This window comes from Variovorax sp. P1_G12, assembly GCF_056405555.1.
Genome location: NZ_JBFUBW010000044.1, coordinates 40510 through 51087, shown reverse-complemented (window position 1 = coordinate 51087; position 10578 = coordinate 40510). Strand labels below are relative to the sequence as shown.

Here is a 10578-nt window from a genome sequence, read left to right as displayed (position 1 = left end):
CTATGAATTCGTTGTGCTGACCCAGTCAGCATGACAACCCTTTATGCCTGATGACCATAGCGAGTTGGTCCCACTCCTTCCCATCCCGAACAGGACAGTGAAACGACTCAGCGCCGATGATAGTGCGGGTTCCCGTGTGAAAGTAGGTCATCGTCAGGCTCTTACAGCCCCAAATAGCCCAGCCCCTCAAAAGGCTGGGCTTTTTGCGTTTCGCCTTCCGACGATCAATCGGCGATTCAGCGATTCAGAATTCTCGAATCCTCTACCGATGCAGCTCCGACCGCGATGAGCTCATCCACAACGCCTGCCATTAGCGGAATCAGTGTGAGCGCGCCAAAAAAGCGCGCTCGGATCGTCTCGAAATAGGGGGTCTGCGCGAGCCACGCGTTCCATTCGGCCTGGCCGACGGACTGCAGTTCGAGCAGCTTGAACTTCAACAAGACCTTGAGCGCATGCCGCGCATGCTTGACCGGGTCGCGCGCAAAGCCGTCGAGCCTGCTGCGGGCCTTTCGCAGGGCGCCCGGCGCGTCATGAAAGACGCTCCCGTGCCCGGGAATCACGTGCAGCGGCCCGAGCGACTCGATCAGGTCCAGCGTCGCGGCGACCTCTTCGAACGACGCTTCGCCGAGCAGTTCGGGAAACACTACTCCGAAGCCGTTCTCCCAGAGTGCATCGGCGGAGATCAGGGTCTTCGATGCCGGTTCGAAGAGGATGACCGAGTGCGGATCATGGCCTTTGGCGGCATGAATTTCCCAGGCGAGGTCGCCCAGCTGCATCTGCTGCCCGGGCTCGAGCAGGCCGTCGAAGCGGAAGCGGTCGCAGCACTGGCCCGTCGCGCGAAAACTCAAGGCGTCCTCGTCCCAGCGCTGCACCGACGCGGCCTCGCCGGGCGGGATCAGGCAGCGGACCGCCGGATAGCGTCGCTGCAGGGCGGTGTTGCCGCCGCAGTGGTCGCTGTGCAGGTGCGTGTTCAGCAGATGGTCGAGGGGTCGCGCGCCCAGCGCGCTCTCGATCAGCGCCACAGTCTGCGCCGAGTGGGTCACATAGCCGGTGTCGACCAGGGCCGTCTGATCCCGCCCCGTGAAGAGGATGTTGTTGGCCGACAGCCAGCCCCGCTCGAAGACCTGGAGTTGCGTCGGAATGCCTTCGGCGGATGTCAAGATGCTGCGCCCGGCCGCAATTGCCGCCGCAGGATCTTGCCGACGTTCGTCTTCGGCAGCGCATCGCGGAATTCGATCTGCTTGGGCCGCTTGTAGCCAGTGAGCTGGTCGTGGCAGTAGCGCATGACGGACTCCTCGGTCAACGCCGGGTCCTTGCGGACCACGAAGACCTTGATGGCCTCGCCCTGCTTCTCATCGGGAACGCCGATTGCGGCGCACTCGATCACGCCGGGGCACAGCGAGATCACGTTCTCGAGTTCATTCGGGTAGACGTTGAAGCCGCTGACGATGATCATGTCCTTCTTGCGATCCACGATCCGGCTGTAGCCATCCTCCTGCATCACCGCGATATCGCCGGTGCGCATGAAGCCATCGGCAGTGAACGCCGCCGCCGTCTCGGCAGGCTGGTTGTAGTAGCCGACCATCACGTTCGGCCCCTTGATGCAGAGCTCGCCGGCCTCGCCCGCGGGCAGCGACCGGCCTTCGTCGTCCTTGATCGCGATCTCGATGCTCGGCAAGGGCAGGCCGATGTTGCCCGTGTAGGCGGTGTTGGTCACCGGATTGTTGGTGCCGATCGCGCAGGTCTCGCTCATGCCCCAGCCCTCGATCATCGGACAGCCGGTGACTTCGGCCCATTTGCGCGCGGTGCCCTCGGAGGCCGCCATGCCGCCGGCCTGCGAGACGAACAGCTTCGAGAAATCGAGCGTCTTGAACTCGGGGTGGACCAGCAGTGCGTTGAAAAGGGTGTTCACGGCCGGCAGCATGTGGAAGGGCCGCTTCTTCAGCACCGCGATGAACTTGGCTGTGTCGCGCGGGTTCGGGATCAGCGTGAGATGCGAGCCCTGGCGGATCGCGAGCAGGCACAAGGTCAGGGCGAAGATGTGATACAGCGGCAACGCGGCGATGCTGTTGACCTTGGACAGGTCGCCGGCACGCCCGAGCGCCGGCGTGAACCAGGCCTCGGCCTGCAGCGTCGCGGCCACGATGTTGCGATGCGTGAGCACCGCACCCTTCGAGAGCCCGGTGGTGCCTCCTGTGTATTGCAGGAAGGCGATCGAGTCGAGCGTGCTCGGGTCGGCCGCCAGCGCGCGGCCGCGGCCGGCGGCGATCGCCTTGGGGAAGGGCGTGACCGTGCGGCCGTCGGACAGCGCGATCTTGTAGGGCGGCACCATCTTGGCGAGGTGCCGCACCGCCACCGTGATCCAGGCGCCGTAGAGCCCGCCCAGCAGGTCGCCCATCGCGGTCACGACGACGTGCTTGATGGTGGTGCGATCGATCACCTGCTCCAGCGTGGAGGCGAAGTTCTCGAGGATCACGATCGCGGTGGCGCCCGAGTCTGTGAGCTGGTGCTCGAGTTCGCGTGCCGTGTACAGCGGGTTGACGTTGACGCAGGTGTAGCCTGCGCGCAGCACGCCGCAGATCGTGACCGCGAACTGCGGCACGTTGGGAAGCATCACCGCGACGCGCGCACCGGGCTCGAGCCCGAGGGACTGCAGCCAGACGCCCATCGCGCGCGACAGCGTGTCGAGCTCGCCATAGGACATCCATTGCTCCATGCAGACCGAGAACGGCCGCTCGGCATAGCGCTTGAACGATTCGTCGAAGAGCTGGCCCAGCGAGCGGTACTGTTCGGGGTGGACTTCGTGTGGCACGCCGGCCGGGTAGTTCTGAAGCACTGAGGTCTGCATTCGGTTTCCTTTGGCGCGGATTGTCGGAGCGAGCGACGGGCTGCCGCCAGCGGGCTTGTCCTAGGGTCGGCGCAGCGAGGACACGAAGCGACTGGAGCGCGGGGGCGCAAGGTGGCGTTCGGCCCTGTCGCGCGTGCGATAGTCGGTGCATGGTTGCACGTGCTCAGCGGTGGTTGGTATTCGGTTGGCTGGTCCTCGCGCTGGCGTGGACTGGCTTCTGGTGGGACCGGTCGCCCGCGGCCGCGATCGCCGGGCTGCTGGTGCTGAGCTGTTCCCATGCGCTCTTCCTCGCGCTCGAGTTCGCGTTGAGCCATCGGATCGGCGCGCACGACCCCCTGCCCCGCGCGAGCACCTGGCAATTCTTCAGGGCATGGCTGGCGGAATGCGTGGCGGCGCCGCGCGTGTTCGGCTGGTACCAGCCCTTTCGCTGGCGCGCGATTCCCGATCATCTGCCGCACGGGCGCCGCCGAGGGGCGGTGCTGATCCATGGGTTCGTCGGCAATCGCGCGTTCTGGAGTCCGTGGCTGCACGAATTGCGCACGGCCGACCGCGCCTTCGTGGCGGTCGACCTCGAGCCGGTCTTCGGTTCGATCGATCGCTATGTGCAGACCATCGAAGCCGCCATCGTGCGCGTGACCGCGGCGACAGGCCTGCCGCCGGTCCTGATTTGCCACAGCATGGGCGGGCTCGCGGCCCGCGCCTGGCTGCGCGACGCCGATGGCGCGCGCGTGCATCGCATCCTGACCATCGGCACCCCGCACCGAGGCACCTGGCTGGCGCGCTTCGGTCGCACCGTCAACGGTCGGCAGATGCGCATGGGGGGCGAGTGGCTGCAACGGATCGACTGCGAGCGGGCGAGCCCCCGGCAAGTACCTTTCACCTGCTGGCATTCGAACTGCGACAACATCGTCTTTCCTGCCTCGGTGGCCACGCTGCCGGGCGCGGACAACCGGCTCGCCGCAGGGCGGGGGCATGTGGAGATGGCCTTCGACGACCGGATCAGACGGGAGTCCCTCGCACTGCTCGACGGCTGAGGCCATCGCCTCCGATCGAAGGCGGGCCGGGCAACCTACTGCGCGGCGGCGAGCACGCCGCGGCGGATCTGGTCGAGCTCGATGCTCTCGAACAACGCCTTGAAATTGCCTTCGCCGAACCCGTCGTCGCCCTTGCGCTGGATGAACTCGAAGAAGATCGGACCGAGCTGGTTCTCGCTGAAGATCTGCAGCAGCAGCGCGCCCTTCTTGCCGTCCACCAGGATCTTGCGCTTCTTGAGCTCGGCCACGTTCTCGCCGTGGCCCGGGATGCGCTTGTCGATCAGCTCGTAGTAGGTGTCGACGGTGTCGAGCAGCTTCACGCCCGAGGCGCGCAGCGCGTCGACCGAGTGCGCGAGGTCACGCGATCCCATGGCGATGTGCTGGATCCCTTCGCCGTGGTAGCTGTCCAGGTACTCCTGGATCTGCCCGGCCTTTTCGTTGCCTTCCTCGTTGATCGGGATGCGGATCTTGCCGCAGGGGCTGGTCATGGCCTTGCTCTTGACGCCCGTGACCTGGCCTTCGATGTCGAAGTAGCGGATCTCGCGGAAGTTGAAAAGGCGTTCGTAGAAGTCGGCCCATTCCTTCAGGCGGCCGCGGTGCACGTTGTGCGTCAGGTGGTCGATATAGGTGAGGCCGTGGCCTTCGGGCGCCAGCGCCTCGACCGCCGAGAGGCCGGGCAGCGCCTCGAAATCGACGTCATAGAAGCCGATGTTGCCGATGTCGCCGGGCGCTGCGCCGTTCTTGCCGCGCCAGCGGTCGACGAAGTAGATCAGGCTGTCGCCGATGCCCTTGATGGCCGGGATGTTGAGCTCGCCCGGGCCGGCGCCCGGGGCGAAACCCCAGGCGCCGAGGCCGATCGCGCGCTCGTAGGCCGCCTTGGCGTCCTGCACGCGAAAGGCGATCGCGCAGATGCTCGGGCCATGCTGGCGCGCGAAGCGCTGGGCGAAGGAGTCGGGCTCGGAGTTGATGATGAAGTTGATCGTGCCCTGGCGGTAGAGCAGCACGTTCTTGTGGCGGTGCTTGGCGATCGGCTTGAAGCCCATCTGCTCGAAGACGCGGCCCATGGCGGCCGGATCGGGCGCGGCGTATTCGATGAACTCGAAGCCGTCGGTGCCCATGGGGTTCTCCCAGGGTGTGAAGGCGGGGGTGTCGGTGGTGCTCATTCTTGCTCTCCGTGGGGGCGAGGTGGATTCAGTGTGCCGCCGCGGGGTGGCTGGCGTCCATGGGGGAACTGTAAAAGCGCAAGCCCTCATGATTTCGGCGTTGTTGGGCCTCGATTCGCCATTTCACGCAGGAAACATGCAAAATTCAATGCATGGATGCACTTGACAAGATCGATCGCCACATTCTGCGCACGCTGCAGTCCGATGGCCGCGCCACCTACGACCAATTGGCCGAACAGGTCAGCCTGTCGCCCAGCGCGGTGCTGCGACGGGTCAAGCGGCTGGAGGAGAACCGGGTGATCGACCGCTACGTCGCGCTGGTCAAGCCCGAGGCGGTGGGTTTGGGGCTCACGGCCTACCTCAACGTGCGGCTCGAGAAGCTCACCGAGAGCCATAAGCGAAATCCAATGGACTTGTTTCGCGCCAGCGTGCAGACTTGGCCCGAGGTCGTCGAATGCGCGGCATTGACCGGGGAGATGGACTATCTGCTGCGCGTCGTGGTGGCCGACATGGCGCACTACAGCCGGTTCATCATGAACACCCTGCTCAAGCACCCCAGCGTCCAGGATTGCAAGACCAGCTTCGTGCTCGATCGGGTCAAGGCGACGACCGCAGTGCCGGTGTAACAACCTGATTCGAAAGATCGTCGACGGCTGGGCATTTGTCCGCGAATGGTGAGCCCGGCAATCCCCGCCCCCTTGTAGGTTTAGGGAAAACCCTTATATTCGATGCATGTTCACCGCCAAGGCCCTCCTCATAGCCTCGCTCGGCGTCGGCTCGTTCCTGAAGGCGCCGGTGGTTGAGGCGCAACCGCGCGCCGCCGCGCCGCATCCCGTGATGGTGCCGATCCGCTCGATCGGCCCGCGTGAACGCGACCGCATCGCTCAACACCTGCTCGACCTGCCCCCGCACGACCGCTACCTGCGCTTCGGCTATGCGGCCTCCGACGAGCAGATTCAACGCTACGTCGACGGGCTCGATTTCGAGCGCGACGAACTGTTCGGCATCTACAACCGCCGGCTCGACCTGATCGCGATGGCCCACCTGGCTTTCGCGCCGGCCGACCAGCAGCAGGACTGCGCCGAGTTCGGCGTCTCGGTCTCCGTGCACGCTCGCGGGCGCGGCTATGGCGCACGCCTGTTCGAGCGCGCGGTGGTCGTGGCGCGCAACGAGGGCGTGGGCATGTTGTTCATCCATGCGCTGAGCGAAAACGCCGCCATGCTGAAGATTGCGCGCAATGCCGGCGCCACCGTGGTGCGCAGTGGCTCCGAGTCCGAAGCCCATCTCGAACTGCCCGCTGCGACCTTCGACAGCCGCATGAGCGAGATCGCACTGCAGCACTTCGCGCAGGTGGACTACCAGCTCAAGACGCGCGCCAAGCAGTTCTGGTCCTTCCTGGGCGAACTGCAGGAAATCCGCAGCGGCGTGCGCGCCGCGCGAGACAAATCCGCCGCCTGAAAAGAAACACCCCCCGAAGCGCCTGCGGCGCTTCCCCCCTCAAGGGGGGCGATACCGGCGGCCCGGCGAAGCCGGTTCCGCGGTATCTCTGGCATTTGGCTGCGCCGGTTTCATGGATCGCGATCGCGTAGTGGACCACTGGCCGCCGCCCTGAAGTCCGGCCGCGCAGCGCGCCGGTCATCGTGGGCCGCCACGGATCCGGCTTTGCCGGGCCGTCGGGGGCGCCCCCTTGAGGGGGAGGCTTGCTACACGCAGTGAGCAAGCTTCGGGGGTGGGTTATCCTCTCGGTTCCCCAACTCCGCCCTCCCGCAGTGGCCGACCCTCACCCTGATCGCGCGCCCGTCGAACGCGAAGACAAGCGCAGCTTTCTCCAGAAGCTCGCCGAATTCATCCATCCCGGGCCCGATTCCCGCGACGAACTGATCGAGACCCTCGCCGACGCCGAGGACAACGACGTGATCGGCGCCGAGTCGCGCGTCATGCTCGAAGGCGTGCTGCGCATGGCCGACATGACCGCCGGCGACGTGATGGTGGCGGCGCCGCGGATGGACCTGGTCAACATCGACGCGCCGTACGACGCCTTGCTGCACCTGGTGATCGACACCGCCCACTCGCGCTTTCCGGTCTTTGAGGGCGAGAAGGAAAACATCATCGGCATCCTGCTCGCGAAGGACCTGCTCAAGCTGCAGCGCGCGCCGGGACTGAACATCCGTGCGCTGCTGCGCCCGCCGACCTTCGTTCCCGAGAGCAAGGGGCTGAACGACTTGCTGCGCGAGTTCCGCGGCAACCGCAACCACCTGGCGATCGTGATCGACGAGTTCGGCCGCGTGGCGGGCCTGATCACCATCGAGGATGTGCTGGAGCAGATCGTCGGCGAGATCGAGGACGAGTTCGACATCGCCGAGGACGAGGGCGATATCTTCGGCCTCGCGGATCATACCTATCGGGTCTCGGGCGACACACCGATCGAGCGCGTGGCCGAGGCCTTCGGCATCCGCTTCGACGACAAGGCGCTGAGCGAGGCGTTCGACACCATCGGCGGCCTGATCGCGCACGAGATGGGCCATGTGCCCAAGCGCGGCGAACACTACGCCATCGGCGCCTTCGATTTCGTCGTGCTGCACACCAAGGGTGGTGCGGTGCGCTGGTTCAAGGTCTCGCCGGCGCGCGGCGACGACGCGGCCGATTGAAAACCTCGGTTCGCGCGCTGGGCTTCGGGTTCGCGGGGCTGGCCCAGGCGGTCTCGATCGCCGCGCCCTGGGACGGCCAGCCGCTGTGGTGGCTTCAATTGCTGTCGCTGGCCGCACTGGTCTGGCAGCTCGACGCGCTGCGTCCCGCCGAACGTGCCGCTGTCGACGGCCCGCGGCCATGGCGAGCCGCGGCGTTCCTGGGCTGGGTGTTCGCTACTGCATGGCTTTGCGGCACCTTCTGGTGGCTCTTCATCTCGATGCACACCTATGGCGGCCTGGCGGCACCGCTGGCCGCGGTGGCGGTGTTCGCGCTGGCCGCGGCGCTCTCGCTCTACTATGCGCTCGGCTGCGCTCTGTACGTGGCCTTCGCGCCGGCGAGCCCCTTGCGCTCGGCCGCTTTCTTCGCCGCGCTGTGGACGCTGGCCGAACTCTTGCGCGGCAGCTGGTTCACGGGCTTCCCGTGGGGCGCGGGCGGTTATGCGCATGTCGACGGGCCGCTGGCGGTCTATGCGCCGTGGGTGGGCGTCTACGGCATCGGGGCGATCGCCGCCGGTATCGCGACCCTGGTGCCGCTGGCCTTCCGCCATGCGCGCGGGCGCGCCTTCGCGCTGCCCGTGGGGCTGGCGCTGGTGCTGTTCTGCGTGCCGGCGCTGATCGACCTGGCACGCGGCACGCCCGCGGACGACGCTGCGCGATCGCGCGGTCGCATCGGCATCGAACTGCTGCAGGGGAACATCCCGCAGGACGAGAAGTTCGTCCCGGGCGGCGGCATCGCGACTGCGCTGCAGTGGTACGGCGAGCAGCTGCGCGACGCGAGCGCATCACTGGTCATCACGCCCGAGACGGCGCTGCCCCTGCTGCCCTCGCAACTGCCGCCGGGCTATCTGGATGCGATCGCGGCGCGCTACGCGAGCGGCAGCCAGGCGGCAATCGTCGGCCTGCCGGTCGGCGACGGCCGTTCCTACAGCAATGCGGTGATCGGCTTCCGGCCCGGCGAGGGCACGCCCTATCGCTACGAGAAACACCACCTGGTTCCCTTCGGCGAATTCATCCCGGGGCTGTTCCGCTGGTTCACCGACCTGATGAACATCCCGCTCGGCGACTTCGCGAGCGGCGGGCTGGCGCAGGCGCCCTTTGCCTGGCAGGGCCAGCGCATCGCGCCGAACATCTGCTACGAGGATCTGTTCGGCGACGAGATCGGTGCCAACTTCCGCAGCGTGGACGATGCGCCCACGGTGCTGCTCAATGTCAGCAACATCGCCTGGTTCGGCGACTCGATCGCGATCGACCAGCACCTCGCGATCTCGCGCATGCGCGCGCTGGAGTTCCAGCGGCCGATGGTGCGCGCCACCAATACCGGGGCGACCGTGGTCATCGACCATCGCGGCCGGGTGACGCACGAACTGCCGCGGCTCACGCGCGGCGTGCTGAAGGCGGAGGTGGAAGGCCGGGGCGGGCGCACGCCCTACGCGGTCTGGGTGTCGCGCTTCGGGCTCTGGCCGCTGTGGGGCCTGGCGCTGGCGGTGGTCGTGGCGACGCTGGCACTGCGACGCCGCGGAGGCCAGCCCGCCGCCGCGCCAAGTGGGGAGCGAGGGCGCCTTGGCTAGCTAGGTCCTGGCCAGCCGGCCGGCCTCGCGGTGCTGCTCGCCGGCTGCCCAGACCTGCTGTGGCGCCCTGCCGACCAATTGCTGGTAGACGCTCGGCGCGGTGGCGCCTTCGGTGGACAGCAGCAGCACGCTCGCGTCGATGCCCAGTCCGGTCTGGCGGCGCAGCTCGATATCGCGCACCAGGTGCGTCAGGCCGGCAAGGCCGGCCACGCCCGACTCGCCGCTGACCAGCGGCATGTCGGCTTCATTGCCGGCCGCGAGGGTGCGCATGGCTTCGATCGCCTCGTCGTCCTCGATGGTCAGGAAGAAGTCCATCGACGGTTGCAGGAAGCGCCACGCCAGCGGCGAGGTCTCGCCGCAGGCGAGGCCGGCCATCACCGAGTCCACCGAACCCGTGGCGTTGGCGGCCTGGCCGCGGATCGCGCTTTGATAGAGGCAGTCGGCCTGCTGCGGCTCGACCACGATGAAGGTCGGCCGGCGCGCGCCGTACCGCTCCCACAGGTAGCTGGCGACCCCCGCGGCCATGCCGCCCACGCCGCCCTGCAGGAACACGTGGGTGTAGGGGCAGCCGTCGCTAGCTTCGGCGCCGCGCTGCTCGAGAATCTCTGCGGGGATGGTGCCGTAGCCCTGCATCACGTCGCGCGGAATCTCCTCGTAGCCGTCGTAGGAGGTGTCGGAAACGACGAACCAGCCGTTCTCGGCAGCCAGGCGCGCCGCTTCCTCGACCGAGGCGTCGTAGTTGCCGGCGATGCGCACGATGGTGGCGCCGTGCGAGGCGATCGAGCGCTCGCGCTCGACGCTGACGTTCTTGTGCAGCACGATCACGCAGCGGCAGCCGATGTCGTGCGCCGCCGCGGCCAGCGCACGGCCGTGGTTGCCGTCGGTGGCGCTGATCACGGTGAAGTCCTGCAGCTCCCGCGCCTGCCTGCCGAGGAACAGGTCCCTGGCGGTGAAATTTTTCTGCGGCCATTGGCGCTGGATCAGGCGAACCAGCGCGATCGGCGCGCCAAGCGCCTTGAAGCTGCCGAGCGAGGCCCGCTTCGATTCGTCCTTGAGGTCGATCCGCGCCACGCCCAGCGACCGCGCCAATCCGGCCAGCGACAAGAGCGGCGTCGCCTCGCGCGTGAGTTCGGGCCAGTGCGACAGCCACTCGCGGCTCTCGTGCGCGCGGGCGATGCTCATGACGGCGCGCAGATCGTCGCCGTACGGCGCTCGGGTCGCGAAGCGGTTGTGGACCAGCATGGGTTTTCCTTTAGAAGAGATAAGCGTAATGGAGGC

The 10578-nt window shown here is 67.1% G+C and carries 9 protein-coding genes and 1 rRNA gene; 6 read left to right on the top strand and 4 right to left on the bottom strand.

The annotated features are described in order from the left end of the window. Positions 1–46: 46 nt before the first annotated feature. Positions 47–159: ribosomal RNA gene (rrf, locus tag AC1D2O_RS33360) — 5S ribosomal RNA — on the top strand. Positions 160–236: 77 nt separating this feature from the next. Here the strand turns inward: rrf and AC1D2O_RS33355 are convergent. Next, positions 237–1163 (bottom strand): MBL fold metallo-hydrolase, encoded by a 927-nt coding sequence (locus AC1D2O_RS33355; RefSeq protein WP_478093111.1) that lies wholly within the window; start codon positions 1161–1163, stop codon positions 237–239. Then, positions 1157–2848 (bottom strand): AMP-binding protein, encoded by a 1692-nt coding sequence (locus tag AC1D2O_RS33350; RefSeq protein ID WP_478093109.1) that lies wholly within the window; start codon positions 2846–2848, stop codon positions 1157–1159. Before AC1D2O_RS33350 ends, AC1D2O_RS33355 begins: the two co-directional genes overlap by 7 nt. Before the next feature lie 149 nt (positions 2849–2997). On the opposite strand from AC1D2O_RS33350, the gene AC1D2O_RS33345 reads away from it, so the two are divergent. After that, a complete protein-coding gene (locus AC1D2O_RS33345) occupies positions 2998–3882 on the top strand; it encodes an esterase/lipase family protein (RefSeq protein WP_478093107.1) in 885 nt (294 codons plus the stop codon). Between the two features lie 35 nt (positions 3883–3917). Here the strand turns inward: AC1D2O_RS33345 and hppD are convergent, their stop codons facing one another. Then, entirely contained in the window at positions 3918–5045 is a 1128-nt protein-coding gene (gene hppD, locus AC1D2O_RS33340; RefSeq protein ID WP_478093104.1) for a 4-hydroxyphenylpyruvate dioxygenase, read from the bottom strand. Between the two features lie 152 nt (positions 5046–5197). Here hppD and AC1D2O_RS33335 point away from each other — a divergent pair, with 152 nt between their 5' ends. From AC1D2O_RS33335 to lnt, 4 genes are all read left to right on the top strand, one after another. Beyond that, on the top strand, positions 5198–5671 hold the full coding sequence (locus tag AC1D2O_RS33335; RefSeq protein WP_478158601.1) for an Lrp/AsnC family transcriptional regulator: 474 nt from the start codon (positions 5198–5200) through the stop codon (positions 5669–5671). A gap of 106 nt (positions 5672–5777) precedes the next feature. Beyond that, entirely contained in the window at positions 5778–6503 is a 726-nt protein-coding gene (locus AC1D2O_RS33330) for an N-acetyltransferase family protein (RefSeq protein WP_478158600.1), read from the top strand. Between the two features lie 311 nt (positions 6504–6814). Then, complete coding sequence (locus tag AC1D2O_RS33325) at positions 6815–7693, top strand: HlyC/CorC family transporter (protein WP_478093947.1); 879 nt, start codon at positions 6815–6817, stop codon at positions 7691–7693. Next, complete coding sequence (gene lnt / locus AC1D2O_RS33320) at positions 7690–9300, top strand: apolipoprotein N-acyltransferase (RefSeq protein ID WP_478093945.1); 1611 nt, start codon at positions 7690–7692, stop codon at positions 9298–9300. Before AC1D2O_RS33325 ends, lnt begins: the two co-directional genes overlap by 4 nt. Here lnt and AC1D2O_RS33315 read toward each other — a convergent pair whose 3' ends face one another. Beyond that, entirely contained in the window at positions 9301–10542 is a 1242-nt protein-coding gene (locus AC1D2O_RS33315) for a diaminopropionate ammonia-lyase (protein WP_478158599.1), read from the bottom strand. Positions 10543–10578 lie beyond the last annotated feature (36 nt).

Coding starts and splice junctions, on each gene's coding strand:
- AC1D2O_RS33330 (WP_478158600.1), top strand. CDS start 5,778: ATGTTCACCGCCAAGGCCCTCCTCATAGCCTCGCTCGGCGTCGGCTCG.
- AC1D2O_RS33335 (WP_478158601.1), top strand. CDS start 5,198: ATGGATGCACTTGACAAGATCGATCGCCACATTCTGCGCACGCTGCAG.
- AC1D2O_RS33345 (WP_478093107.1), top strand. CDS start 2,998: ATGGTTGCACGTGCTCAGCGGTGGTTGGTATTCGGTTGGCTGGTCCTC.
- AC1D2O_RS33315 (WP_478158599.1), bottom strand. CDS start 10,542: ATGCTGGTCCACAACCGCTTCGCGACCCGAGCGCCGTACGGCGACGAT.
- hppD (WP_478093104.1), bottom strand. CDS start 5,045: ATGAGCACCACCGACACCCCCGCCTTCACACCCTGGGAGAACCCCATG.
- AC1D2O_RS33350 (WP_478093109.1), bottom strand. CDS start 2,848: ATGCAGACCTCAGTGCTTCAGAACTACCCGGCCGGCGTGCCACACGAA.